The organism is Streptomyces thioluteus (genome assembly GCF_039535865.1).
Window position 1 is genome coordinate 1 of the sequence record NZ_BAAAXZ010000107.1, and the last position, 23,427, is coordinate 23,427.

Consider the following 23,427-nt stretch of genomic DNA (forward strand, 5'->3'; position numbering starts at 1 on the left):
GGGCATGCTTCGATGCTAGGGCGGACCGGGGTGCCGGCGGGGGCCCCACAGCCCCCGTACGCCCCTGAACCTCCCCCTACGGGAAGCCGGGGCCGACCCTCAGCTCTCGGGCGGAGAGAAGACCACCAGAACCGGAGATCCTCGCTGATGTGGTGGAACCGGTGGACCGTGTTCGCCGGGACGTAGACCCACGCTGCCGCGCCCGACCTCCGTCGTCTCGTCCCCGACCGTGATCGCCGCCCGGCCGCTCACCACGAAGTAGATCTCGTCCTGCGCGTGCGGGCCCTGCGGATCCTGGTCCCCCGCGTCCAGCGCGTAGAGCCCGGCGGACATGTTCCGCTCCCGCAGGAACTGGAGGTACGCCCCCTCGTTCGCGGCCCGCTCCGCCTCCAGCTCGTCCAGCCGGAACGCCTTCATCCGCCGTCTCCTCCTCCGGGCGCCGGCCGTGCCGCCGGACGCCGATCCCACCTGTCGGTCCCGTCTGCCACGATCTCACGTATGAAGAATTTCGTAGTCAAGACGATCGCCAACGCGGCGGCCCTGGCAGCGGCGATCTGGCTGCTCAAGGGCATCACCCTGCGCGGCGAGACGACCGCCGCGAAGGCGCTCACGCTGCTCGGGGTGGCGCTCGTCTTCGGCCTGGTCAACTTTCTGGTCAAGCCGGTCGTCAAGCTGCTGTCGTTCCCGCTCTTCATCCTGACGCTGGGCCTGATCACGCTGGTGATCAACGCGTTGATGCTGCTGCTGACCAGCTGGCTGGCGGACCGGCTGGACCTCGCCTTCCACGTGGCGGGCTTCGGCTCGGCGCTGGTGGGCGGAGTGATCATCTCGATCGTCGCCTGGGCGATGCACATGATCCTGCCCGACGACAAGGACTGACCGCGGCGCTGGCCGGGGGGAAGCGAGGGCGGGCAGGGCCTACCGGGCGTCCGGCGGGGCGTCGTACCCGACCGTGTTGGTGGCGAGCTCCTCCGGAGTGATCTCCGAGGCCCAGCCCTCCGGCGGCTCCTGGTACGGGCTGCACGTCCCGCAGGCCGCACACGTCCAGCGGCCGTGGATGCCGTGCACGATGGCCCCGCAGCCGGCACACGTGTCCGTGGTGTAGTACGGCGGTTCACCCGGCAGGACCGGCGGCCGCCGTCGAGGCGGGGGGCCGACGGGCCCGGCGGGCCCGCTTCCGGAGCGTTCTTCCATGCGTCCCAGACTGCCACGGACCGCTGACGGCCGACACATTGCGGCGGTGAACAAGCGGACGGGCAGGCAGTGGTCGGACGGGCGGACAGGCGGCGGACAACGCGAGGACGGCTCAAGCCTCCCCCCTCATGGCTTGAGCCGCCACGGTCCCGCGCGAAGGAAGAACCGTGCGACCAAGGCTAGTTGACTCTGCGTCAGAGTCCAATCACCCTGACGACACAGCCCTATCGACTTATTTATAGTTCCTCTACGGTCGGTGGCGGACGAGCCGGGGAGACGGCATGGATCTGACCCTCTTGCGCACGTTCGTCACGGTCCACCGGGCGGGTTCCTTCACCCGCGCCGCCGCCCTCCTCGGCCTCTCCCAGCCCGCGGTGACCGGCCAGATACGCACCCTGGAACGGCAGCTCGGCCGCCCCCTCTTCCTCCGCCGGGCCCGCGGCGTCACCCCCCACCACCACGGGCGACGAACTCGCCCACCGCATCGCCCCGCACGTCGACGCGCTGCTGGAGATCACCGAGTCCGGACTCGACGAACAGTGGCCGCACCGCACCCTGCACCTCGCGGGGCCACCGGAGTTCACCGCGCTGCGCGTCCTGCCCGCGCTCAGCCCGCTGATCACCCAGGGGCTCGCCGTGCGCGCCGCCCACGGCATGTCCGAGGACCTCTTCGAGGGCCTGGCCGCCGGCCACCACGAGCTGGCCGTCACCACCACGCGCCCGCGCGGCCGCCTGCTCACCGCCACCCCGCTCTGCGACGAGGAACACGTCCTGGTCGGCGCCCCGCGGTGGGCCGCCCGGCTCGGCGGCGCGGCCGTCGTCCGCGACAAGGGCGTCGGCGTCCTGGAACACCTGCCCGTGGTGGAGGTCGACGAGAGCCTGCCGTTCGTCACCCGCTACTGGGCCGCCGTCTTCGACAGCAAACCCGTGGCCACCGGCGCGGTCATCGCCCCCGACCTGCGGGCCGTGCTCTCCTGCGTGGCCGCCGGGGCGGGCATCGGGGTACTGCCCCGCTACCTGTGCGACGAGGCCCTGGACACCGGCGAGGTCGTCGCCCTCCTCAACCCGCCGGTCCCCCCGCTGCGCACCTACTTCCTCGTCGTCCGCGCCGGGACGCTCGCCCACCCGCACCTCGCCCGGGCACACGAGTGGCTCCTGCGCGCCGCCGTTTCCTGGTGAACCCGGGGTTCGGCCGGTGGGCCGGGGTTCTGCCGGGAAAGGGGTTTCGTCGCGCCCCGCACGCGGCAGATGTCGCTTATGACCGTACGACCCGTGGTCAAACGCACGGCCCGCGCCATCCTGCTCGCCGCCGAACCCGGCTCCGACGAGCTCGAAATGATCCTGATCAAACGCACCAAGCCCGGCCAGGCGCCCTACTGGATCACGCCCGGCGGCGGGGTGGAACCCGAGGACGAGACCGTGGTCGCCGCGCTCCACCGTGAGGTGGACGAGGAGCTCGGCGGCAAGGTCGTCGACGTCGTCCCCGCCTTCGTCGACACCGTCTCGCACTCCCTGCACCATGCCGCGCACGGAGTGAAGGTCCAGCACTTCTTCGTCTGCCGGCTGGCCGCCATGGACCTCTCCCGGCGCCACGGACCGGAAGTGGACGAACCGCTGGGCACCTACGACGTGGTCCGCGTCCCCTTCACCCGCGAGGGGATCGCCTCGGTGGAGGTCGTACCGCCCTCGCTGCGCTCCTACCTCACGCAGAACATCGAGGGCGTCCGGGCGCTGCTGGCGGACGACCTGGGCTGAGCCCCCTCAGCGGCGGCCGGCCCGTACCCCGAAGTGGTCGCCGCCCTTGCGGCGGGCGTCGTCCGTGCCCCACGCCCGCCCGTCGGGCCCCTCGTCCGACGCCCTGCGCAGGTGCGGGATGTGCTTGGCGCAGTGGATGTACGCCTCCTCGACGGCCACCTCCACCCAGAGAGTGGGGCGGCGCCCGGGTATGGCGTCAACCGGAAGCTCCGGATGGGCCGTTCGCATCGCCGCATCCTCCACCACCCGGGCCCTCCCGTTGACGTGGAGTCCGACCCCGTCCCGCAGGAAGTCGATCAGCAGGATGCCGACGTGCGGGTTCTCCTCGATGTTGCCCAGGCTGGCGAGGACGCCGTTGCCCCGGTACTCGGGGTAGGCGAGCGTGCGCTCGTCCAGCACGCGCAGGAAGCCGGGCGGCCCGGCCCGGAAGCTGTTGTCGCACGCGCCGTGCCGGTCGGCGGTCGCCAGGAAGAACATCTCCTGTCGCTCCACGAACTCCCGCATCCTGGCGTTGACATGGGACAGCACCTGCTCGTCGTAGAACCGGGCGGCGCGCTCGGCGGTGCCGTGGCGGCGCTGCAGCGCGTGCTCCCCGTCGCTGCCGGGCAGTCCGTTCCGGTTCGCCGCCATCGCACCACCGCTCCGTGGTTCCCGCCGTCATCGCCGTATCGCCGTCGTCGCCGATATCGCCGTCACCCTGTCGCCGCCAGGAGTTCATGGATCGAGTCGTGGCGTATGCGGTGGGACGGTATGCCGACGCCGACCAGGGTGTCCACACCGCTGCGGATCATTTCCGGCGGTCCGGACAGATAGGCGTCGCAGTCCTTCCACGGGCCGTACTCCCGTACTACGTTGGCCAGTTGGCCACTGAGTGCCCGGGGCGGCCCTTCGGAGACGACCGGACGGACCGACAGCCAGGAGTGCCCCTGCTCCAACTCCCGCAGGGCGTCCATCACATGGAACTCGCCGTCGCGCCGGGCCCCGTAGAACACCTCGACCGGGCGCGCGACACCGTGCGCGGCCACGTCCTCCACCAGCGCCTTGATCGGGGCGATGCCCGTCCCGCCGCCCAGGCACAACAGGCCGTTGTCAGTGCTGTGGTCCACAATCATGGAACCGGCGGGAGGACCGAGCCGGAGGACGGCGCCGGGGCATGCGCGGTGGACCAGGGCGCCGGACACCCAGCCGGCGGGCACGGCCTTGACGTGGAAGGACAGCAGACCGTCCGGGCGGGGGGCGGAGGAGAAGGAGTAGTGCCGCCATATGCGCGGCCACCAGGGGGTTTCGACGCTGGCGTACTGGCCGGCGAGGAAGGGGTACGGCTGGTCGGGGCGCACGGTGACCACGGCGGCGTCGGGGCCGCACAGTTCGTGGCCGACGATCTCGGCCTGCCACCAGGGAGGGGAGGTCAGTCCGTCGTCGGCCGCCGCGTCGATCATGATCTGGGAGATCACGGTGTAGACGCGCACCCAGGCGGCCTCCGTCGCGTCGCCCCAGGTCAGGGGCGCGTACTGGGTGAGAGCCCCGATGAGGGCCTCGCCCACGGCCGGGTAGTGCTCGGCCCGCGTGCCGTACTTGCGGTGCCCGCGCCCCAGCGCGGAGAGGTACGCGGTGAGGGTCTCGGTGTCGTCGGCGTGCCGGGCGGCGGTCAGCAGCGCCCTGAACAGCCGGTCGCGCTGGACGTCCATGGCCGGGGGGAACAGCGGCCGCAGATCGGGGTGGTGGAGGAAGAGCAGCGCGTAGAAGTGGGAGACGGCCTTGTCGGCGACGGGCTCCAGCTCGGCCATGGTGCGGCGGATGAGCACGGTGTCGGGGGACGGGGTGTCCGCGGTGTCGCGGGAGGGGGTGGTTCCCCTGGGGGGATGGGGAGTTGACGGGGCGCCGCTGTCCGGCCGGCCGGGCGAGGAGCCGGCCGACGGAGGAGAGGGTCTCGGTGGGGAAGGTCTCGGCGGGGAGGAGGCGTCCGTGCCCGGCCGTGGGCTCCGGGGAGCCGGGCTGCCGCCGGGGGCGGTGTCTCCGGTGGACGTCCCCGGGTCGCCCTGAGCACCGGACCCGGAGCGGCCGGTTCCCTTGCCGGGTGGGGCACTTGGCCGGTGACCCGGCTGGGGACTTTGCTGGGAACCGACCGGCAGCGGCCCTTCGAGGGCACCGTGCCCGGCCGGCGGCTTCATGGGCTTCGGCAACGACAGGGAGACCCAGCCTCCCGGTCCCGTGCCCACGCCCTCCGGCCAGGGGCTCCGGCGGAACGGACCGGCGGGAGGCGCCTGTTGCGCCATGGGAGCAGGACCCGTCCCCGGCCGCTCGGGGTCCCCGCCCGGCCGGGGACCCCGGGGGCGCGGGCCGGCGCCCGCACCCTGCCCGGAGGGCGCGTCGCGCTCCGGGGGCTTCCCGGGCCCTGGGGCTGGCCCCGGACCCGGAGGGGTTCGCTCCGGAGGTCCGTCGAACGGGGTGAACCAGCCCCATTCGCCTCCCCTGCCGTGGGTGCCGCCGTCCATCGTCACTCGCCTCGAACGTCTCTCGTCGGTCCTCGTGGGCCCGCGCTCTCCGGCGGATCCGGGGAGCGTCCGCGTTCCGGTGCGCGTAGCATTCCACCCCGCCCGGCGCGTCCGGCATATTCACCGAACTCCGCCCACGGGGCGGTGACTTGCGGCTAGGGTGACCGACTCGAACGTGGCGACGTACGACAGGTGCGCGGCGACGATCAGCGAACGCGGGCGCCCACCAGCCCATACGCCTCCCTGAGGTCACGGCCGGTGTAGGAGTGGGAGGCGACGTCCCGCACATGGTGGTCGGCGTTGACCGCGACCGACACGGGCACGGCGGCGAAGAGGAGGGCGTCGGACATCGAGTCCCCGTAGGCCACGCAGTCCGCGCGCTCCAGCCCGTACGCGGCGCAGAGTTCGTCCGCGATACGGACCTTGGCGCCGGCGTCGAGGATGCCCGCCGGGTTCACCCGGTCCCGCAGCGGGACGTCCGGCCAGCGCGAGCCGTGCGCCGCGTCGGCGCCCCAGGCGAGCAGGCGTTCCACGAAGAAGTGCGGGGAGAGCGAGATCACCGCGCACCGTTCGCCGCGTGCCGCGATGTCCGCCCAGACGTCCCGGATGCCGTCCAGCCAGGGGGCTCCGTCGAAGGCCGCCGTCACGATCGCGTCCGTCAGGGTCTCGCCCCACAGTTCGCAGGCGGCCGTCGCGAAGCCGACGGGGGTGAGCCGGCCGGCCGCGAAGTCCTGTTCCAGGCGGTCGATCTCGCGCTCCACCCCGAGCTGCCGGGATATCTCGACCGCCGCCGCGGAGCCGTGGATCAGGGTGCCGTCCAGGTCGAACAAGTGCAGTCTGCTCATGGCAACGAGCGTAGGCGGTGGGGCACACACGCTCCCGGTGCGTGCCCCACCGCCTCATCCGTCGCTCCGGTAACCCGTCACCGGCCGGCGACCACCGCGTCCTGTCCTGCCGGGGCCGGGGAACCGGCCGGGACCGTGGCGCGGGCCGCGACGCGCCCGCCGCGCGAGGACCCGCCGGTGCGCCGTTCCAGGCCGGCGGAGACCACGGCGAGGACGAGGGCGCCGGCCGCCATGCCCGCGCCGACCAGGTTGGGCACCCGGTAGCCGAACCCGGCCGAGATGACCAGGCCCCCGAGCCAGGCGGCAATGGCGTTGCCCAGGTTGAAGGCGCCGATGTTGACCGCCGAGGCGAGGGTGGGGGCGTCGGCCGTCTGGTCGAGCACCCGCTTCTGCAGCGGCGGAACCGTGGCGAAGCCGAAAGCGCCGATCAGCGGGATGGCGACGGCCGTGGCGACCTTGCTGTGCGTGGCGAGCGGCATCAGGGCGAGGGTCACGGTGAGCCCGGTGAGCCCCGTGAAGAGCAGCGGCATCAGCGCCCGGTCGGCGAGCCGGCCGCCGACGAGGTTGCCGGCGAACATCCCGACGCCGAACAGCACGAGCAGCCAGGTCACGGAGGACGGCGCGTAGCCGACGACGTCGGTGAGGATCGGGGCCATATAGGTGCTCAAGGTGAAGACGCCGCCGAAGCCGAGGACGGTCATGGCCATCGCGAGCAGCACCTGCGGGTTGCGGAAGGCGGCCATCTCCCCGCTGACACGGGTGCGTTCGGGCATCGGCAGCCGCGGGACGAGGGTCGCTATGCCCAGCATCGCGACCAGCCCCAGACCGGCGATGACGCCGAAGGTGACGCGCCAGCCCGCGCTCTGGCCGAGCATCGTGCCGAAGGGCACGCCGACGATGTTGGACACCGTCAGCCCGGTGAACATCATCGAGATGGCGGCCGCCTTCTTCTGCGGGGCGACGAGCCCCGCGGCGACGATCGCGCCGATGCCGAAGAACGCGCCGTGCGCGAGGGAGGCGACGATCCGCCCGGCGAGCATCACGCCGAAGACGGGCGCCACGGCCGAGAGCGCGTTGCCGGCCGTGAACAGGCCCATCAGGGAGATCAGCATCTTCTTGCGGGAGACCCGGCTCCCGACGATCGCCAGGATCGGGGCTCCGACGACGACGCCGAGCGCGTATCCGGTGGTCAGGTAGCCGGCGGTGGGGACGGAGACACCGAACTCCTCCGCCACCTCCGGGAGCAGGCCCGAGGTGACGAATTCGGTGGTGCCGATACCGAAGGCGCCGATGGCGAGCGCCAGCAGGGCGAGGGGCATGGTCAGGGTCCTTGGGTCGGGGGTGTCCGGCGCGGCCCACGTCTGTGCATGCGAGCCTTACCGGCGTACACAATAATTGCAGACGCCGCTTACTTGCAAGCGCGGGCTATTGCACCAGGGAGCTATCCTGAGGGCGGCGGACGTCACGAAGGAGGGCCCCATGTCCCGCACCCTTGATCCCGCGCTGGCCGGTCTGGCCCAGGGCTGGTGCGCGCTCTCCGCGCTGCACGGCCGCATCGAGTCGCACATCGAGCGGGCGCTCCAGTCGGGGCACGGCCTGAGCGTGCGCGAGTTCTCCGTTCTGGACGTGCTCAGCCGCCAGCACGGCGGCGAGGGCGGCCACCTGCGGATGAACGAGGTGGCCGACGCGGTCGTCCTCAGCCAGAGCGCTACGACCCGCCTGGTCAACCGGCTGGAGGACCGCGGCCTGCTGACCCGCTACCTCTGCGACACCGACCGGCGCGGCATCTACACCGATGTCACCGAGGCCGGCCTCGCGCTGCTCGCCGAGGCGCGTCCGACGAACGACGCGGCGCTGTACGAGGCGCTCAAGGAGGCGTCCGCGCGGCCGGAGTTGGCCCCGCTCGTCGCCGCGGTGGAATCCCTCGTTCCGACCTCGTGAACGACGGGGTCGCGCGCATAGGGTCCCGATCATGAGCGACATCGAGATCCGGCGCGCGACCGCCGACGACCTTTCCGCCATCGTGGCCATGCTGGCCGACGACCCGCTCGGGGCGCGGCGCGAGACGCCCGGGGACCTGGCGCCCTACCGCGAGGCCTTCACGGCGATCGACGCCGACCCCCATCAGCAGCTGATCGTCGCCGTCCGCGACGGCCGCCCCATAGGAACCCTCCAGCTCACTGTCATCCCCGGCCTCTCGCGGCGCGGCGCCCGGCGGGCCCTCGTCGAGGCCGTGCGCGTGCACGCGGACGAGCGCGGCCGGGGGCTGGGCAGCCGGCTGATGGAGTGGGCCCTGGAGGAGGCCCGGCGCCTGGACTGCGTGCTGCTCCAGCTCACCTCGGACGCGACGCGGCTGGATGCGCACCGGTTCTACGAGCGGCTGGGGTTCGAGGCGTCACACCTCGGGTTCAAGTACCACTTCTGACTCCGACGTTCCCCGCGCGTGGCGCGCCCGCGCCCGGTAGGCCTTCTGGCGGCAGGCCGCCCCGCAGTATCGGGCCGGGCGGCCGGTGCGGGCGGGCGGCAGCGGGCCGCCGCAGACGGCGCAGCGCGTTTCGTCACGCGTTTCCCGGACCCGCGGGGGAAGTTTCGTCACGTTGCGGCCCGGGCGGAGGCCGTCGCACACGAGAGCGGTCGGCCGGCCGGGCGCGCTCCCGCGCTGCTCCATGGCGAGACAGCCGATGAGCAGGACCATCACGTCGTCGATCGACACCTCCTTCCGTACGGCGCCCGCCTGTTGGGCCCTGGCCAGCAGGACGCCCAGCGCCTCCCTGAAGTCGCGCTCGACCGTCGGTGAAGGGGTGAACCGGCCCTCCGCACTGGCCTCCAGGGCGTCGCACAGGCCCTTGTTCCGGGCGGAGAGCCGGACGACGGAGGCGAGGTAGCGGAAGAAGACGTTTCCGGACTCCTCGGCGTCCGCCAACTCCCTTGCCGTGTCGGTGAAGAGCCGGATCCTGTCCACGACCGTCGCCCTGAACAGGGCTTCCTTGGAAGGGAAATGCCGGTAGACGGTCCCCGCACCGACACCGGCCCGCCGGGCGATCTCCCCCAGCGTGACCCCCAACCCCACTTCCGCGAAGGCGGATCGGGCCGCCTGGAGAACGAGCTGACGGTTGCGCCGGGCGTCGGCGCGGAGGGGGGTGCGCTGGTCGGGGCGAGGGGTGGTCGGCGGCATGGGGCGGGCTCCGGGCGGGGTGGAGTCAAGCGGGGTGGTTGTTCCGATTCTAGGGGGCGGGTGGGGGCGGGGGCGGGGAGGCGATTTGCCCCGGTCCCGCCCTTTCTCCGTTTTCTCCGTTTCTTCCGGGGCTTGCCCCGGGGAAACGGAGAAAGGGCGGGACCGGGGCACAAAAAAGGCCGCGGCCAAGGCGCCGCGCACACGCACAGCACCCCGACCGCGGCCCTCACAGCTCGCGCCCCCGCGCCCCCGATCAACCCGGGCGGCAGTCGGCGGCCCTCAGCCGCACATCACCGCATCCCACTCGGCCCCCGCCGCCTCGACCGCCCCGTCACCCTCCACACCGGCCACTCCCAACGCCCGCAGCCCCGCCCCCAGCGCCGCCACCGACGCCAGCACGACCCCCCGGTCCGCCGCCGTCCCGTAGTGGTTGACGCGGATCATCTCCGTCGCCAGGGAGCCGCCCGCCGCCTGGAGCGGGACGGCCGGGTCGGCCGTCAGCGCGGCGGCGACGATCTCGCGGGCGTCGACCCCGTCCGGCGCCCGCAGCGTCGTCGCGGCCGGAGCGGCGTGCTCGCGCCGCACGACGTACGGGGTGAGACCGCCCAGCGCCCGGATGCCCGCCCGCGTGGCGCCCCGCGCGGCCCGGTGCCGGGCGATCACCGCGTCCAGGCCGACCGCCGCGATGCGGTCGGCGGCCTGCTCGAGGGCGAGCATCTCCAACTGCGCGGGCGCGTGCGGCAGCACCGCGCGCCCGCCGTCGAGCCAGCGCTCCTTCCAGTCCAGCAGGGACAGATAGGAGCGGCGCGGCGCCGCCTCGTTGGCGGCGATCCGCTCCCAGGCGCGGGCGCTGACGGACACCGCGGAGACCCCCGCGGGACCGGCCATCGCCTTCTGCCCGCCGATGACGCAGAGGTCCACGCCCCACTCGTCCGTGAGCAGCGGCTCGGCCGCGACGGAGGCGACCGCGTCCAGCATCAGCAGGGCACCGTGCTCCCGCACGACCCGCCCGATCCCGGCGACGGGATTGGTGTTGCCGGTCGCCGCCTCCGCGTGGACGAGGCTGACGAAGTCGATCTCCGGACGGTCCCGCAGCGCAGCGGCGATCTCGTCCGGGCTCACCGCCCCGCTGAAGGGCGCCGTCACGGTGACGACCTCCGCCCCGCAGGACCGCAGCCAGCCGCCGAACGTCTCGCCGTACGGCCCGGTGACCACGTTGAGCGCGGTGCTGCCGGGGCGCACGGCCGAGCGGATGCACGCCTCCAGCGGCAGCAGCGCCTCGCCCTGCATCGTGACGACCGTCTCGCGGGTGCGCATCAGCGCGGCGATCTTGTCCTCGATGCGGGCGAAGTGCTCGGCGCCCAGCGGCGCGAGGTCGAGCAGGGCCGGTGCGGTGTTCGCAGTCACGATGCCTTCCCAGGTGGTGTCGCGCCGCGTGCCGGCGCCGCCAGTCTCTGCCCCGACCCTACGCGCCCGCCCGGACGCCGCGCCCCGTCAGCGCCAGCCGCCCTCGTCCACCCCGCCGGGCACCGCGCCGCCGGGCTCGTAGGGCTCGCGGGTCAGGACGAAGGTGCCGATGTCCAGGTGGCTCACGCCGCCGTCCGCGCGCCGGACGACGGTGAGCGGCTCGCCCGCGTAGTAGCCGTCGAGCCCGGTCCACGTGCCGTCCGGCCCGGGCGCGAAGCGCGCGGCGCGGCCGCCGTCGCCCAGCGGCGTCAGGTCGAGGGTCCGGCCGGCGTGGATCCGCAGCGCGAACGGCAGGGCGCCCCAGTACCAGGGCCCGGCGATCTCCAGCAGTTCCGGCGCGAGGTCGCCGGCCGGCCGCCACGTCTCCGGAATGCGGGGCTCCGACTCCGCGACGACGCCGACCAGATCGGCGGTGAGCGGCACCAGCGGCCCCATGGACGTCCGGTTGGCGAGGCCGACGGCGGCGACCCCGTCGTCCGGGCTCGCCCAGATCGCGGCGACGAAGCCGGGCATCGAGCCGGTGTGCCCGACCAGGACCCGTCCGTCGCGGCGGAGTTGCTGGAGGCCGAGGCCGTAGGAGAGGGACCAGTCGGGACCCTGCGGCTCCGCCGCCGGCCGGCGCATCTCGGCCAGCGTCCCGGCGGAGAGCACCCGCTCGTCGCCGTCCAGCAGGAACGCCGCGAAGCGGGAGAGGTCCGCGGCCGTCGACCACAGCTGCCCGGCGGGCGCCATCAGGCCGGTGTCCACGGCCGGTTCGGGCAGCAGCGCGTCCGCCCACGGATGCACGGCCCACCCGTCCGCGTGCGGCGCCTCGGGGCCGTACGTCGTGCGCTCCATGCCGAGCGGCAGCAGTATCTCCCGGCGCAGCACCTCGTACCAGGGCTCGCCCCGCAGCCGTTCGACGAGCGCGCCGAGCAGCGCGTAGCCGGGGTTGGAGTAGTGGTACGTCCGGCCCGCCGGATGCGGCCGCGGGCGGTCGCCGAAGAGGTCGGCCGGTTCGGGGCGCAGGGCCCCGTCCGTGCGCTCCCACCAGGGGCCGCGCGCCTCGGCGGCCAGCCCGGCGCTGTGCGAGAGGAGCTGGGCGACCGTCGCGTCCGCGCCTTCTTCGGTGTCCACGTACCGGCCGACGGCGTCGCCCAGGTCGAGCAGGCCCTCGTCGCGCAGCCGCAGAACGGCCACGGCCACCAGGGACTTGGTGAGCGAGCCGATGCGGTACCGCGTGGCTGCGGGGTCCGGCACGGCGCCGGCCACCTCTCCCCGTCCGACGGACCACACCGTGCGTCCCTCCCGCACCACGGCCGCCACCAGGGAGGGCGCCCGTCCCTCGGCCTGGACGGTGGCGACGCGGTGCAGCAGGGCCCGGCGGGTCGCGGGCAACAGGCCGAAGTCCTCGTGTGCGCTGTCCATCCGGGCACGGTAGATCAACCGATCGCCCGTTCGCCCGCCGATACCGCTACGGCAGGGCGGGCAGCGTCCTGCACAGCGTGTCCAGCGCGCTCGCGAAGGCGTGGTCGGGCGGCGTCGCGTAGCCGATGACCAGGCCGTCGTACGCCTCGCCGGTGCTCTCCGGGTGGCGGTACGGCGCCAGCCCCTCCAGGGACAGCCCGCGCCGCGCCGCCGCCCGGACGACGGACTCCTCGGTGCCGTGCGGCAGCCGCAGGACGGCGTGCAGCCCGGCCGCGATCCCCGATACCCCGAGGTGCGGGGCGCGTTCGGCGAGCAGGGCGACGAGCCGGTCCCGCCGGTCGCGGTAGTGCTGGCGCATCCGGCGCACATGGCGGTCGTACGCCCCGGAGCCGAGGAAGTCCGCGAGCGCCAGCTGGTCCGTGACCCCGGTCCATGCCTCCCGCTCGCCCTTGAGCGCGAGGACGTCGTCCACCATGTGCCCCGGGAGCACCATCCAGCCCACCCGCACCGCGGGCGAGAGGCTCTTGCTGACCGATCCGAGGTAGACCACCCGCTCCGGGTCGAGGCCCTGGACCGCGCCGACGGGCTGCCGGTCGTAGCGGAACTCCCCGTCGTAGTCGTCCTCCAGCAGGATCCGCCCGCTGCCCGCCCGCGCCCAGTCGACGGCCGCGGCCCGGCGGCGCGGGTCCAGCGGTCCGCCGGTGGGGAACTGGTGCGCCGGCGTCAGCAGGGCCGCCCGAACGTCCTTGGCACCGGCCAACAGGTCGGTGCGGGCCCCATGTTCGTCCACCGGCAGCGGCAGCGTGCGCAGCCCGGCGCCCGCCAGGATGCCCCGGTGGAACGGCAGGCCGTACGCCTCGACCGCGAGCGTGCCGCGCAGCGGCCCGTTGCCGCCGGACAAGAGCCGCAGCGCATGGGCGAACCCCGCGCAGACGACGATGCGTTCGGGATCCGTGCGCACCCCGCGGGCCCGTCCCAGGTAGTCGGCGAGCGCCCGCCGCAGCTCGACGCGGCCGCGCGGATCGCCCGGGCCGAACGCCTCGTTGGGGGCGGCGTTCAGCGCCCGCCGGGCCGCCGCGGCCCAGGCGGCGCGCGGGAACGACCCGGCGTCCGGCTGCCCCTGCACCAGGCTGAGGGCCGGCCGCGGCGCGGGCACGGAACGGGCCGGGCGGGGCCGGGGCACCCGGGCCGCGGCCCGCGGCGCGACGCTCGTCCCCGACCCCTGCCGGGCCACCAGCCAGCCCTCGGCGACGAGTTCGGCGTACGCCTCGGCCACGGTGTTGCGGGCGAGGCCGAGGTCGGTCGCCAGGGAGCGGTAGGGCGGCAGCCGGGTGCCGGGCGCGAGCCTGCCCTCGCGGACCGCCTCGCGCAGGGCACGGGTCAGCCGGGCCCGCCGGCTGCCCCCGCCGGAGAGCTCGAGATGCAGGTCGGCGCCTGCGACCGACAGGGAATTGACCCGGATTTCTGCCATGGAAATGCACCCTATCCAGGGTCTTCGGCGCTCCTACGGTGGACCCATGACGAAGATCAACACAAAGGTCGGCACGGAGAGCGGCACGCGGCTCGGCACAGGGATCGGCACCAAGGACGGCCTCACCGCCCAGCGCATGGACTTCCGGGCCACCGCCCCCAAGGTCTTCAAGGCCGTCCTGGCCCTCGACGGCGCCGCCCGCGCGGGCCTCGACCCGGTCGTCCTCGAACTGGTCCAGATCCGGACCTCACAGCTCAACCGCTGTGCCTACTGCATCGATTACCACACGCGTGACGCCCGCGCGGCGGGCGAGACCGAGGAGCGCCTGCACCAGCTGACCGCCTGGCAGGACGCGCTCCTCTACACCGCCGCCGAGCGCGCGGCCCTCGCCCTGACCGAGGCCGTCACCCTGCTGCCCGGCGGCGTCCCGGACGACGTGTACGAGGCCGCCGCGCACCACTTCGGCGAGGAGCAGCTGGCCCAGCTCATCGCGGTGATCTGCACGGCGAACGTGTGGAACCGGATGAACGTCACCACCCGGAAGACCCCGGGGACACCCTGAGCCGTGGGGCCTTCGGGCCCCACCCCTCAGCCATCCGCCCCTCAGCCCTCTCTGCGATCTCCCAGCGACTCCAGCAACTCCCGCAACATCCCGGCGAGTTCGTCCTGCCGCTCCCGCCCCAGCACGTCCAGCAGCCGCTGCTCCGTGGCCAGGTGGTCCGGGAGCGCCTTCTCGACCAGCGCCAGGCCCTCGTCCGTGAGACCGACGCGCACCCCGCGCCCGTCGGTCTCGTCGGGCGTGCGGGTCACCAGCCCACGCGCCTCCAGCCGGTCGAGGCGCTGGGTGACGGCGCCCGAGGTCACCATGCCGGCCCTCATCAGCTCCGTGGGCGCGAGCCGGTGCGGCGGCGCGCTGCGGAGCAGGGTGGCCAGAATGTTGAACGAACCGGCGTCGAGCCCGTGCGCCTTAAACGTACGGGCCAGTTCGGCCTCGACGAGCCGGTGCAGCCGCGACAGCCGGCCGATGACCCCCATCGGGGAGACGTCCAAGTCGGGAAGCCGGGCGGCCCACTGCTCCAGTACGAAATCGACGTGATCTGCCATATGTCCAGGCTACCAATGCCTTAGCAGTGAGGTACCTCACGGAGAGATACCTTAGCGGTGAGGTACATTGGCTTAGTGCTAAGCAAACGCCTCGCAACCCTGCTGATCACCGCCGTCGCTCCCGCCCTCTGGGGCACCACCTACCTCGTCACCACGCAGTGGCTGCCCCCGGGCCGCCCGCTGCTGGCCGCCGTGCTGCGGGCGCTGCCCGCCGGCCTCGTGCTCGTCGCCGTCACCCGCCGCCTGCCGAGCGGCAGTTGGTGGTGGCGGTCGGCGGTGCTCGGCACCCTCAACATCGGGGCGTTCTTCGCGCTGCTGTTCGTCGCCGCCTACCGCCTGCCGGGCGGGGTCGCGGCCACCATCGGCGCCGTCCAGCCGCTCCTGGCGGCGCTGCTCTCCTCCGGGCTGCTCGGGCAGAAGCTGTCCCTCCGCACGGTGGCCGCCGGGGCCGTGGGGGTCACCGGCGTCAGCCTGCTCGTCCTCCGGTCCGGGGCGCGGCTCGACACCCTGGGCGTCGCCGCCGCACTGGGCAGCGCGGTGGTCATGGCAACCGGCGTCGTCCTCAGCAAGCGCTGGGCGTCGCCCGCGCCGCTGCTCGCCACCACCGGCTGGCAGTTCGTCGCGGGCGGGGTGCTGCTCGTCCCCGTCGCGCTGTGGGTCGAGGGCCCGCCGCCGGCCCACCTGACCACCGCCAACCTGGCCGGTTACGGCTACCTCGCCGCCATCGGGACCGCGTTCGCCTACGCGCTCTGGTTCCGGGGGATCCGCGCACTGCCCCCGACCGATGTCTCCTTCCTCGGTCTGCTGAGCCCGCTCGTCGCCACCGTGCTCGGCTGGCTCGCCCTCGGCCAGACGCTCACCGGGCTCCAGCTCCTGGGCGGCCTGATCGTCCTGGGCGCCCTGATCAGCGCCCAAATACGCCCGCGCCGTGCCTCGTTGGCCCTGAACAACTGACTTCTCACCACCTGTTTTCTGGAGGAAAGATGCGCATCACCGTCTTCGGAGCCGCCGGGAACGTCGGCCGCCGCGTCATCGCCGAGGCCCTCTCCCGCGGCCACGAGGTCACCGCCGTCGTCCGCGACCCGGCCCGTGCCGGGGCGTTCGACCCCGCGGTCCGCGTCCTCACCGGCGACGCGACCGTCCCCGCCGACGTGGCCCGGTCGGCCGCCGGCCAGGACCTCGTGATCGGCGCGACCCGGCCCGCTCCCGGCAGCGAACACCTTCTCGTCACCGCCACCGAGGGTCTGCTCGCCGGTCTGGCCGGTACCGGTGCGCGCCTGCTGCTCGTCGGCGGCGCCGGCAGCCTCACCGTGCCGGGCGGCGGCGGTCCGGTGCTCGACGACCCGGCCTGGGTGCCCGTCGCCTGGCGGCCCATAGCCCAGGCGTGCACCGACCAGCTGGCGGTCTGCCGCCGCGTCGGCGACGCGGTGGACTGGACGTACGTGAGCCCGCCCGCGCTCCTCGAACCGGGCGTACGGACCGGCTCCTACCGGGTGGGCGGCGACGAACTGCTCGTCGACGACAGCGGCGTCTCCGCCGTCTCCATGGAGGACTTCGCGATCGCCCTGGTGGACGAGGCCGAGCGGCCCCGGCACCGGGGAACGCGGTTCACCGTCGGCTACTGAGCCGGCCGTCGAGGAGCCCGGGCTCCTGGCGGAACGTCCTCCGGTACGTCTGCGGCGAGACGCCGACCGCCCCGTGGAAGTGCCCGCGCAGCGACGCCCCCCGTGCCGAAGCCGGCCCGCCCGGCGACGAGGTCCACCGGCCAGTCGGTGGTCTCCAGCAGGTGCCGGGCCCGGTCCACGCGCTGCCGCGCCAGCCACTGCCCCGGGCTCGTCCCCACCTCGTCCCGGAGCCTCCGGGTGAGGGTCCGTACGCTCATCCCCGCGTGCGCGGCGAGCGCGACCAGGGTGAGGGGCTCGCCGAGCCGCTCCAGCGCCCAGGCGCGGGTGGCGGCCGTACCGCCGGTGGCGGGGTCCGGCACCGGACGGCGGACGAACTGCGCCTGACCGCCGTCCCGCCAGGGCGGCACCACGCAGGCACGGGCCACCCGGTCGGCCACGGCGCTGCCGTGGTCGCGGCGCACGATGTGCAGGCACAGGTCCACCCCCGCCGCGGCACCGGCCGAGGTCAGGACGTCCCCGTCGTCCACGAACAGGACGTCCGGGTCCACCCGCACCGTCGTGAACAGCCGCCGCAGCCGCTCGGTCTCCCGCCAGTGCGTGGTCGCCGGCCGCCGGTCCAGCAGCCCCGCCGCGGCCAGGACGAACGTCCCGGTACAGATGGCCACCATCCGCGTCCCCGGCCGCACCCCCGCCAGCGCCCGGCCCAGCGCCTCCGGCAGCACACCGTCCTCCCTGACCGGCCCGAGCGCGTGCGAGGGCGGTATCACCACCGTGTCCACCCCGGCCAGCAGCGAGGCGTCATGACCGACGGCGAGCTCGAAGTCGGCGTCCGCACGCACGGGTTGCCCGTCCAGGCTGCACGTCGCCACGGAGTAGAGCGGACGGCCGGAGGAATCCCGCGCGGCACCGAAGATGCGAGAGGGAATCCCGAGCTCGAAGGGGATGACGCCGTCGAGGGCGAGGACTCCGACGCGGTGCATGGCTCCATGGTCGCAGAGCGGGACCGGTCACCGGGTGGGACGGGGACCCGCGCAGGAGCGCGTGGTTTCACGTGAAACCACGCGGAAGCCAGAGGGCGAAGCGTGCTCGAGCCGAGGCCCGGTCAACAGTTCTCGCCGCGGCCGTACCGCGAACAACCCCGTTCCTTCAGCCGGGACTTGAGCGCCGCTCCGATCTCCCCCAGCACCTGGACCTGCTCCTCGGTCAGCGCCTCGAACAGCGTCTCGCGGACCTCGGTGACATGACCGGGAGCCGCCTGCCGCAGCGCCTCGTACCCGGCGTCGGTGAGCTTGGCCACCGCCCCGCGCCGGTCGCCCTCGATGGCGCAGCGGCTCACCCAGCCGGACTTCTCCATGGCGGCGACGGCGTGGGAGAGGCGGCTGCGCGAGGAGTTGCAGAGCTCGGCCAGCCGACTCATCCGCAGGGACCGGCCGGGGGTCTCGGAGAGCATGACCAGGATCTCGTAGTACGCGACGGGCATCCCGGCGTCCACCCGCAACTGCCGGTCGAGGTGGGCCTGGAGCTCGATGCTCGCCGACATGAAGGTGCGCCAGATCCGCTGTTCACGGTCGTCGAGCCAGCGGGTCCCGGAGTGATCGGTCATGACCTCAGCTTAACAAGTAGTTGAGCTCTCAATACCGAAGCGCTATGTTGCTTGAGAGCTCAGCAGATGACCTTTCAATCACCAGCCTCCAGGGGGCTCTTGATGTCCACTTCATCCGCTTCTTCCGTCCCCACCCCGCTCACCGACGTCCCGGGCTACACCACCGGGACCTGGACCATCGACCCGGTCCACTCGGAAGTGGCCTTCTCCGTGCGGCACTTGGGCATCGCCAAGGTCCGCGGGCGCTTCGACTCGTTCGAGGGACAGATCGTCCTGGCCGGGAACCCGCTGGAGTCCTCGGTCACCGCGACCGTCCGGACCGGCTCCGTCTCCACCGGCAACGCCCAGCGCGACGAGCACGTCCACGGCGCGGACTTCCTCGACACCCGGGCCTTCCCGGAGATGACCTTCGCCTCCACCGGCGTGCGCGCCACGGACGACGGCTTCCTCGTCGACGGGAACCTCACCCTGCGCGGCGTCACCCGGCCCGTCACCCTCGCCCTTGAGGTGAACGGATTCGGCACCGGCTTCGACGGCAGGCCCGCCGCCGGCTTCTCCGCCACCGCCGAGATCAACCGCTCCGACTTCGGCGTCACGGCCGGCCCGGCGGGCGGGGTCGTGGGCGAGAAGATCACGATCTCGCTGGAGGTCGAGGCCAACCGGCAGTGACCGCGGGCCCCTCCCCGGAGGACGGGGGTCTCCGGGGAGGGCCGCGCACCGGCACCGGGCCGCTACGTCTGCGCCATGTCCACGAAGCGCGAGTAGTGGCCCTGGAAGGCCACGGTGATCGTGGCCGTCGGACCGTTACGGTGCTTGGCGACGATCAGGTCGGCCTCGCCCGCGCGCGGGGACTCCTTCTCGTAGGCGTCCTCGCGGTGCAGCAGGATGACCATGTCGGCGTCCTGCTCGATCGAACCCGACTCACGGAGGTCGGAGACCATCGGCTTCTTGTCCGTACGCTGCTCCGGGCCTCGGTTCAGCTGGGACAGGGCGATGACCGGGACCTCCAGCTCCTTGGCGAGGAGCTTGAGGTTTCGCGACATGTCCGAGACCTCCTGCTGACGGCTCTCGGGACGGCGGGCGCCGCCCGACTGCATCAGCTGGAGGTAGTCGATGACGACGAGCTTGAGGTCGTTGCGCTGCTTCAGCCGGCGGCACTTGGCCCGGATCTCCATCATCGACAGGTTCGGCGAGTCGTCGATGTAGAGCGGCGCGGCGGAGACGTCGGGCATGCGGCGGGCCAGGCGCGTCCAGTCCTCGTCCGTCATGGAGCCGGAGCGCATGTGGTGCAGGGCGACGCGGGCCTCGGCGGAGAGCAGGCGCATCGCGATCTCGTTGCGGCCCATTTCGAGGGAGAAGATCACGCTCGGCAGGTTGCTCTTGATCGAGCAGGCCCGGGCGAAGTCCAGCGCGAGCGTCGACTTGCCCATCGCGGGACGGGCGGCGATGACGATCATCTGACCCGGGTGGAGGCCATTGGTCAGGGCGTCGAGGTCGGTGAAGCCCGTCGGGACGCCGGACATCTGGCCGCTGCGCGAACCGATCGCCTCGATCTCGTCGAGCGCGCCCTCCATGATGTCGCCGAGCGGGAGGTAGTCCTCGGTGGTCCGCTGCTCGGTGACCGCGTAGATCTCGGCCTGGGCGTTGTTGACGATGTCGTCGACGTCGCCGTCGGCCGCGTATCCCATCTGCGTGATCCGCGTGCCCGCCTCGACCAGGCGGCGCAGGACGGCGCGCTCGTGGACGATCTCGGCGTAGTACTCGGCGTTGGCGGCGGTGGGGACGGTCTGGACCAGGGTGTGCAGATACGCCGCGCCGCCGACGCGGGAGATCTCGCCGCGCTTGGTGAGCTCGGCCGCCACCGTGATCGGGTCGGCCGGCTCGCCCTTGGCGTAGAGGTCGAGGATCGCCTGGTAGACGGTCTCGTGGGCGGGCCGGTAGAAGTCGTTGCCCTTGAGGATCTCGACGACGTCGGCGATGGCGTCCTTGGAGAGCAGCATGCCGCCCAGCACCGACTGCTCCGCGTCCAGGTCCTGCGGCGGGACGCGCTCGAAGCCCCCGCCCTGGGCGCCCTGCCAGGAACCGCCGTCCTCGCCGTCCCGCTGCTCGCGGCCCTTGCCGCCCTCGCCCCGGCGCCGGGGGAACGGCAGGCGGTCGCCCGGGCCGTCGCCCCAGGGCTCGTCCATGGGCTCGTGGACGCTCACCGCCGCCTCCTCCCCGTCCGCGCCGCGGACCTCGCCGTGCTCTCCTTCTTAGAGCACGGCACCGACAAACAAGACGCCCGACTCCGCTTGTGATGACGCCTGGGGGGTACTGAGTGGCGAGGCAAAAACGGACGGCGGGCGCCGGTCCACGGTAGGCCCGCGGGCACCGTCAGCCAATCTGGTTATCCACAGGAGGTGTGGACGACGGGCCCCATCCTGTGGAGAACCCCCCGGATCCTGTGCACGAGCCGGGGGAAACCGCTGTGGACAAACCCGTGGGGCCGCCCAGCAACCGCCTCTGACCTGGGCCTTTGCCGTCCACCGGCTGTTGAGGAGAAAAAAATTTCCGCTCGGCCCGAGATCACGACAAACGGCGCAGAGAAGATCACACCCAGCCACTGACAGTAAGCGCTGATATGCAGTTGCGCTCATTACCTGTGGACGATTCAATGGAACGTGTGAGCGAAGCCCTCGAGAGCCGAATACGCGCCGGCCGCCGACTCGACCGCGAGATCCTCGCGCTCGCCGTGCCCGCCTTCGGCGCACTCGTCGCCGAGCCCCTCTTCGTGCTGGCCGACACCGCCATCGTGGGCCACCTCGGGACCGGCCAGCTCGCCGGTCTCGCCGTGGCCGCCCCGCTGCTCACCACCGCCGTCGGCGTCTTCGTCTTCCTCGCCTACGCCACCACCGCGGCCGTCTCGCGCCGCGTCGGCGCCGGGGACCTGCCGGCCGCCATCAGGCAGGGCATGGACGGCATCTGGCTCGCCCTGCTGCTCGGCACGGCCCTCGCGCTGGCCGCCCTGCCCACCGCACCCGGCCTCGTCCACCTCCTCGGCGCCTCGCCGGACGCCGCCCCGTACGCCGTCACCTATCTGCGGATCAGCGCGCTCGGCATCCCGGCCATGCTCGCCGTCCTCGCGGCCACCGGCGTACTGCGCGGCCTGCAGAACACCCGCACGCCGCTGTACGTCGCCGTCGGCGGCTTCGCCGCCAACGGCGTGCTCAACCTCGCCTTCGTCTACGGCGCGGGCTGGGGGCATCGCCGGCTCCGCCTGGGGCACCGTCGCGGCCCAGTGCGCCATGGCCGCCGTCTACCTCGCCGTCGTCGTCCGCGGCGCCCGGCGGCACGGCGCCTCGCTGCGGCCGGACGCCGCCGGCATCCGGGCCTGCGCCCGCGCCGGGGTGCCGCTGCTGGTCCGCACCCTCGCCCTGCGCGCCGTGCTGATGATCGCGACGGCGGTCGCGGCCCGGCTGGGCGACCGCGAGGTGGCCGCGCACCAGGTGGTGCTGGCCCTGTGGAACCTGCTGGCCTTCGCCCTGGACGCGATCGCCATCGCCGGCCAGTCGATCATCGGCCGTTATCTGGGCGCGGACGACACCGACGGGGCCCGCGCGGCGTGCCGACGCATGGTCCAGTGGGGCGTCGCCACCGGCGTGGCGCTGGGAGCGCTGGTGGTGGTCTCGCGACCGTTGCTCGTCCCGCTGTTCACGTCCGACGCCTCCGTGCGGGACGCGTTGCTGCCGGCCCTGCTGGTCGCCGCGCTCAGCCAACCGGTGGCGGGCGTCGTCTTCGTGCTGGACGGTGTGCTGATGGGCGCCGGCGACGGGCCGTACCTGGCCTGGGCGATGCTGGCGGTGCTCGCGGTCTACGCCCCCCGCGGCGCTGCTCGTCCCGGTCCTGGGCGGCGGGCTGACGGCCCTCTGGTGGGCGATGGCGCTGATGATGGCGGCCCGGCTGGCCACCCTGTGGCTGCGCGCCCGGTCCGGCCGCTGGATCGTCACCGGGGCCGCGCGCGCGGCTGAGGGCCGGAGAACGGAGAAAGGGCCGCACCCCGGAGGGTGCGGCCCTTCTCATGCCGGGTGAGCGCAGGCTCAGGCGGCGATGACCTCGACGCCCAGCTTGGCGACGACGTCGGCGTGCAGACGCACGGACACCTCGTGGGCGCCCAGGGTCTTGATCGGCGAGCCGAGCTCGACGCGACGCTTGTCGACCTCGGGGCCACCCGAGGTCTTGATCGCGGACGCGACGTCGGCCTGGGTCACCGAGCCGAACAGGCGGCCGGCCTCGCCGGCACGGACGGCAAGGCGGACCTTGACGCCCTCCAGCTGACCCTTGACCTCGTTGGCCTGCTCGATCGTGGCGATCTCGCGCAGCTTGCGGCCGCGGCGGATCTGCGCCACGTCCTTCTCGCCACCCTTGGTCCAGCGGATCGCGAAACCGCGCGGGACCAGGTAGTTGCGGGCGTAGCCGTCCTTGACGTCGACGACGTCACCGGCGGTGCCGAGGCCGGAGACCTCGTGGGTGAGGATGATCTTCATCAGTTGGTCATCCTTCCCTTATCGCGCGGACGAGGTGTAGGGCAGCAGCGCCATCTCACGGCTGTTCTTCACGGCCGTGGCGACGTCACGCTGGTGCTGGGTGCAGTTGCGGTCACGCGGCGGGCACGGATCTTGCCGCGGTCGGAAATGAACTTCCGCAGCATGTTCGTGTCCTTGTAGTCCACGTAAGCGGTCTTGTCCTTGCAGAACGCGCAGACCTTCTTCTTGGGCTTGCGCGGCGGGGGCTTCGCCATTGTCTTTTCTCCCTATGTCTTCAAGAAGTTGCTGTCGCCCTCGGGCCGGAGGCCCGGGCCCTCGCGGGCCTAGAAGGGCGGCTCGTCCGAGTAGCCGCCGGAGTTGCCGGAGCCGCCGCCCCAGCCACCTCCGCCGCCCTGCTGGCCGCCGGACGGCAGCACCGGTCGCCCAGGGGTCGTCGGCGGGAGCACCGCCGCCGCCCTGCTGCTGGCCGCCGGGGCCGGAGCCCCAGCCGCCGCCCTGGTTACCGCCGCCGCCACCGCCGTAGCCACCCTGGCCACCGCGACCGGAGGTCTTGGTGACCTTCGCCGTGGCGTTCTTCAGGCTGGCGCCGACCTCTTCGACGTCGAGCTCGTAGACCGTGCGCTTGACGCCCTCGCGGTCCTCGTAGGACCGCTGCTTCAGCCGGCCCTGCACGATGACGCGCATGCCCCGCTGAAGCGACTCGGCGACGTTCTCCGCCGCCTGCCGCCACACCGAGCACGTGAGGAAGAGGCTTTCGCCGTCC

Annotated in this window: 21 protein-coding genes and 6 pseudogenes; 10 read left to right on the forward strand and 17 right to left on the reverse strand. The window is 73.1% G+C overall.

The genetic code is table 11. The features are described 5' to 3' along the window. Nucleotides 1–99: 99 nt before the first annotated feature. Nucleotides 100–417, reverse strand: a pseudogene (locus tag ABD794_RS13875) (cupin domain-containing protein). 81 nt (nucleotides 418–498) lie between these two features. On the opposite strand from ABD794_RS13875, the gene ABD794_RS13880 reads away from it, so the two are divergent. Then, on the forward strand, nucleotides 499–879 hold the full coding sequence (locus ABD794_RS13880; protein WP_344963488.1) for a phage holin family protein: 381 nt from the start codon (nucleotides 499–501) through the stop codon (nucleotides 877–879). Nucleotides 880–918: 39 nt separating this feature from the next. On the opposite strand, the gene ABD794_RS13885 is transcribed toward ABD794_RS13880, so the two are convergent. After that, nucleotides 919–1,194 carry a hypothetical protein gene (locus tag ABD794_RS13885; RefSeq protein WP_344963490.1) on the reverse strand — a complete coding sequence of 92 codons (276 nt, stop codon included), beginning with the start codon at nucleotides 1,192–1,194 and terminating at the stop codon, nucleotides 919–921. Nucleotides 1,195–1,475: 281 nt separating this feature from the next. Here ABD794_RS13885 and ABD794_RS13890 point away from each other — a divergent pair. Together ABD794_RS13890 and ABD794_RS13895 are read left to right on the forward strand one after the other, a co-directional pair. After that, nucleotides 1,476–2,373, forward strand: a pseudogene (locus ABD794_RS13890) (LysR family transcriptional regulator). Nucleotides 2,374–2,451: 78 nt separating this feature from the next. Further along, nucleotides 2,452–2,949, forward strand: a complete 498-nt coding sequence (locus ABD794_RS13895; protein ID WP_344963492.1) for an NUDIX domain-containing protein — start codon at nucleotides 2,452–2,454, stop codon at nucleotides 2,947–2,949. A gap of 6 nt (nucleotides 2,950–2,955) precedes the next feature. Here the strand turns inward: ABD794_RS13895 and ABD794_RS13900 are convergent, their stop codons facing one another. The 4 genes from ABD794_RS13900 to ABD794_RS13915 form a co-directional block, all read right to left on the reverse strand. Beyond that, nucleotides 2,956–3,579 carry a pyridoxamine 5'-phosphate oxidase family protein gene (locus ABD794_RS13900; RefSeq protein ID WP_344963494.1) on the reverse strand — a complete coding sequence of 208 codons (624 nt, stop codon included), beginning with the start codon at nucleotides 3,577–3,579 and terminating at the stop codon, nucleotides 2,956–2,958. 62 nt (nucleotides 3,580–3,641) lie between these two features. Next, nucleotides 3,642–4,754: a globin domain-containing protein gene (locus tag ABD794_RS13905; protein ID WP_425586020.1), complete on the reverse strand. Its 1,113-nt coding sequence runs from the start codon at nucleotides 4,752–4,754 to the stop codon at nucleotides 3,642–3,644. Nucleotides 4,755–5,650: 896 nt separating this feature from the next. Next, on the reverse strand, nucleotides 5,651–6,289 hold the full coding sequence (locus tag ABD794_RS13910) for an HAD family hydrolase (RefSeq protein ID WP_344963496.1): 639 nt from the start codon (nucleotides 6,287–6,289) through the stop codon (nucleotides 5,651–5,653). Nucleotides 6,290–6,366: 77 nt separating this feature from the next. Further along, nucleotides 6,367–7,608: an MFS transporter gene (locus tag ABD794_RS13915; RefSeq protein WP_344963498.1), complete on the reverse strand. Its 1,242-nt coding sequence runs from the start codon at nucleotides 7,606–7,608 to the stop codon at nucleotides 6,367–6,369. Nucleotides 7,609–7,768: 160 nt separating this feature from the next. Between ABD794_RS13915 and ABD794_RS13920 the strand changes: the two genes are divergently transcribed. Continuing rightward, the gene (locus ABD794_RS13920) at nucleotides 7,769–8,230 is read left to right on the forward strand and encodes a MarR family winged helix-turn-helix transcriptional regulator (RefSeq protein ID WP_344963500.1); all 462 of its coding nucleotides are present in this window, start codon (nucleotides 7,769–7,771) and stop codon (nucleotides 8,228–8,230) included. 31 nt (nucleotides 8,231–8,261) lie between these two features. Then, nucleotides 8,262–8,714: a GNAT family N-acetyltransferase gene (locus tag ABD794_RS13925; protein WP_344963502.1), complete on the forward strand. Its 453-nt coding sequence runs from the start codon at nucleotides 8,262–8,264 to the stop codon at nucleotides 8,712–8,714. Here the strand turns inward: ABD794_RS13925 and ABD794_RS13930 are convergent. The 4 genes from ABD794_RS13930 to pdxR form a co-directional block, all read right to left on the reverse strand. Continuing rightward, a complete protein-coding gene (locus ABD794_RS13930) occupies nucleotides 8,685–9,464 on the reverse strand; it encodes a TetR/AcrR family transcriptional regulator (protein ID WP_344963504.1) in 780 nt (259 codons plus the stop codon). The two genes, ABD794_RS13925 and ABD794_RS13930, sit on opposite strands and share 30 nt — an antisense overlap. Before the next feature lie 279 nt (nucleotides 9,465–9,743). Then, nucleotides 9,744–10,871, reverse strand: a complete 1,128-nt coding sequence (locus ABD794_RS13935) for a pyridoxal-phosphate-dependent aminotransferase family protein (protein ID WP_344963506.1) — start codon at nucleotides 10,869–10,871, stop codon at nucleotides 9,744–9,746. 87 nt (nucleotides 10,872–10,958) lie between these two features. Next, entirely contained in the window at nucleotides 10,959–12,338 is a 1,380-nt protein-coding gene (locus ABD794_RS13940; RefSeq protein ID WP_344963508.1) for a serine hydrolase domain-containing protein, read from the reverse strand. Nucleotides 12,339–12,384: 46 nt separating this feature from the next. Beyond that, nucleotides 12,385–13,809 carry a MocR-like pyridoxine biosynthesis transcription factor PdxR gene (pdxR, locus tag ABD794_RS13945; protein ID WP_344963510.1) on the reverse strand — a complete coding sequence of 475 codons (1,425 nt, stop codon included), beginning with the start codon at nucleotides 13,807–13,809 and terminating at the stop codon, nucleotides 12,385–12,387. A gap of 136 nt (nucleotides 13,810–13,945) precedes the next feature. On the opposite strand from pdxR, the gene ABD794_RS13950 reads away from it, so the two are divergent. Continuing rightward, nucleotides 13,946–14,371, forward strand: coding sequence for a carboxymuconolactone decarboxylase family protein (locus tag ABD794_RS13950; protein WP_344963524.1), 426 nt, complete (start codon nucleotides 13,946–13,948; stop codon nucleotides 14,369–14,371). A gap of 41 nt (nucleotides 14,372–14,412) precedes the next feature. On the opposite strand, the gene ABD794_RS13955 is transcribed toward ABD794_RS13950, so the two are convergent. Beyond that, nucleotides 14,413–14,913 carry a MarR family winged helix-turn-helix transcriptional regulator gene (locus tag ABD794_RS13955; RefSeq protein WP_344963512.1) on the reverse strand — a complete coding sequence of 167 codons (501 nt, stop codon included), beginning with the start codon at nucleotides 14,911–14,913 and terminating at the stop codon, nucleotides 14,413–14,415. A 75-nt stretch (nucleotides 14,914–14,988) separates the two neighbouring features. Here ABD794_RS13955 and ABD794_RS13960 point away from each other — a divergent pair, with 75 nt between their 5' ends. After that, complete coding sequence (locus tag ABD794_RS13960; protein WP_344963514.1) at nucleotides 14,989–15,867, forward strand: EamA family transporter; 879 nt, start codon at nucleotides 14,989–14,991, stop codon at nucleotides 15,865–15,867. A gap of 29 nt (nucleotides 15,868–15,896) precedes the next feature. Continuing rightward, the gene (locus ABD794_RS13965) at nucleotides 15,897–16,538 is read left to right on the forward strand and encodes an NAD(P)-dependent oxidoreductase (protein ID WP_344963516.1); all 642 of its coding nucleotides are present in this window, start codon (nucleotides 15,897–15,899) and stop codon (nucleotides 16,536–16,538) included. Here ABD794_RS13965 and ABD794_RS13970 read toward each other — a convergent pair. Then, nucleotides 16,522–17,518 (reverse strand): annotated as a pseudogene (locus tag ABD794_RS13970) (GlxA family transcriptional regulator). The gene ABD794_RS13965 and the pseudogene ABD794_RS13970 overlap by 17 nt on opposite strands. 122 nt (nucleotides 17,519–17,640) lie before the next feature. Continuing rightward, entirely contained in the window at nucleotides 17,641–18,141 is a 501-nt protein-coding gene (locus tag ABD794_RS13975) for a MarR family winged helix-turn-helix transcriptional regulator (protein WP_344963518.1), read from the reverse strand. Nucleotides 18,142–18,243: 102 nt separating this feature from the next. On the opposite strand from ABD794_RS13975, the gene ABD794_RS13980 reads away from it, so the two are divergent. Beyond that, nucleotides 18,244–18,810, forward strand: coding sequence for a YceI family protein (locus ABD794_RS13980; RefSeq protein ID WP_344963520.1), 567 nt, complete (start codon nucleotides 18,244–18,246; stop codon nucleotides 18,808–18,810). Between the two features lie 62 nt (nucleotides 18,811–18,872). Here the strand turns inward: ABD794_RS13980 and dnaB are convergent, their stop codons facing one another. Continuing rightward, nucleotides 18,873–20,327 carry a replicative DNA helicase gene (dnaB, locus tag ABD794_RS13985; RefSeq protein ID WP_344963525.1) on the reverse strand — a complete coding sequence of 485 codons (1,455 nt, stop codon included), beginning with the start codon at nucleotides 20,325–20,327 and terminating at the stop codon, nucleotides 18,873–18,875. A 467-nt stretch (nucleotides 20,328–20,794) separates the two neighbouring features. On the opposite strand from dnaB, the pseudogene ABD794_RS13990 reads away from it, so the two are divergent. After that, a pseudogene (locus ABD794_RS13990) lies at nucleotides 20,795–22,140 on the forward strand (MATE family efflux transporter); the annotation flags it as partial. A gap of 77 nt (nucleotides 22,141–22,217) precedes the next feature. Here the strand turns inward: ABD794_RS13990 and rplI are convergent. From rplI to ssb, 3 genes and pseudogenes are all read right to left on the reverse strand, one after another. Beyond that, entirely contained in the window at nucleotides 22,218–22,664 is a 447-nt protein-coding gene (rplI, locus tag ABD794_RS13995; protein ID WP_199890424.1) for a 50S ribosomal protein L9, read from the reverse strand. Between the two features lie 18 nt (nucleotides 22,665–22,682). After that, nucleotides 22,683–22,918, reverse strand: a pseudogene (gene rpsR / locus ABD794_RS14000) (30S ribosomal protein S18). A gap of 69 nt (nucleotides 22,919–22,987) precedes the next feature. After that, nucleotides 22,988–23,427 (reverse strand): annotated as a pseudogene (gene ssb, locus ABD794_RS14005) (single-stranded DNA-binding protein); the annotation flags it as partial.

Bases quoted from the DNA above. Each gene is read 5' to 3' on its own strand.
- dnaB (WP_344963525.1), bottom strand. From the start codon at position 20,327: ATGGACGAGCCCTGGGGCGACGGCCCGGGCGACCGCCTGCCGTTCCCC.
- ABD794_RS13915 (WP_344963498.1), bottom strand. From the start codon at position 7,608: ATGCCCCTCGCCCTGCTGGCGCTCGCCATCGGCGCCTTCGGTATCGGC.
- ABD794_RS13965 (WP_344963516.1), top strand. From the start codon at position 15,897: ATGCGCATCACCGTCTTCGGAGCCGCCGGGAACGTCGGCCGCCGCGTC.
- pdxR (WP_344963510.1), bottom strand. From the start codon at position 13,809: ATGGCAGAAATCCGGGTCAATTCCCTGTCGGTCGCAGGCGCCGACCTG.
- ABD794_RS13975 (WP_344963518.1), bottom strand. From the start codon at position 18,141: ATGACCGATCACTCCGGGACCCGCTGGCTCGACGACCGTGAACAGCGG.
- ABD794_RS13880 (WP_344963488.1), top strand. From the start codon at position 499: ATGAAGAATTTCGTAGTCAAGACGATCGCCAACGCGGCGGCCCTGGCA.
- ABD794_RS13955 (WP_344963512.1), bottom strand. From the start codon at position 14,913: ATGGCAGATCACGTCGATTTCGTACTGGAGCAGTGGGCCGCCCGGCTT.
- ABD794_RS13950 (WP_344963524.1), top strand. From the start codon at position 13,946: ATGGACTTCCGGGCCACCGCCCCCAAGGTCTTCAAGGCCGTCCTGGCC.
- rplI (WP_199890424.1), bottom strand. From the start codon at position 22,664: ATGAAGATCATCCTCACCCACGAGGTCTCCGGCCTCGGCACCGCCGGT.
- ABD794_RS13910 (WP_344963496.1), bottom strand. From the start codon at position 6,289: ATGAGCAGACTGCACTTGTTCGACCTGGACGGCACCCTGATCCACGGC.
- ABD794_RS13930 (WP_344963504.1), bottom strand. From the start codon at position 9,464: ATGCCGCCGACCACCCCTCGCCCCGACCAGCGCACCCCCCTCCGCGCC.
- ABD794_RS13920 (WP_344963500.1), top strand. From the start codon at position 7,769: ATGTCCCGCACCCTTGATCCCGCGCTGGCCGGTCTGGCCCAGGGCTGG.
- ABD794_RS13940 (WP_344963508.1), bottom strand. From the start codon at position 12,338: ATGGACAGCGCACACGAGGACTTCGGCCTGTTGCCCGCGACCCGCCGG.
- ABD794_RS13925 (WP_344963502.1), top strand. From the start codon at position 8,262: ATGAGCGACATCGAGATCCGGCGCGCGACCGCCGACGACCTTTCCGCC.
- ABD794_RS13980 (WP_344963520.1), top strand. From the start codon at position 18,244: ATGTCCACTTCATCCGCTTCTTCCGTCCCCACCCCGCTCACCGACGTC.
- ABD794_RS13885 (WP_344963490.1), bottom strand. From the start codon at position 1,194: ATGGAAGAACGCTCCGGAAGCGGGCCCGCCGGGCCCGTCGGCCCCCCG.
- ABD794_RS13895 (WP_344963492.1), top strand. From the start codon at position 2,452: ATGACCGTACGACCCGTGGTCAAACGCACGGCCCGCGCCATCCTGCTC.
- ABD794_RS13900 (WP_344963494.1), bottom strand. From the start codon at position 3,579: ATGGCGGCGAACCGGAACGGACTGCCCGGCAGCGACGGGGAGCACGCG.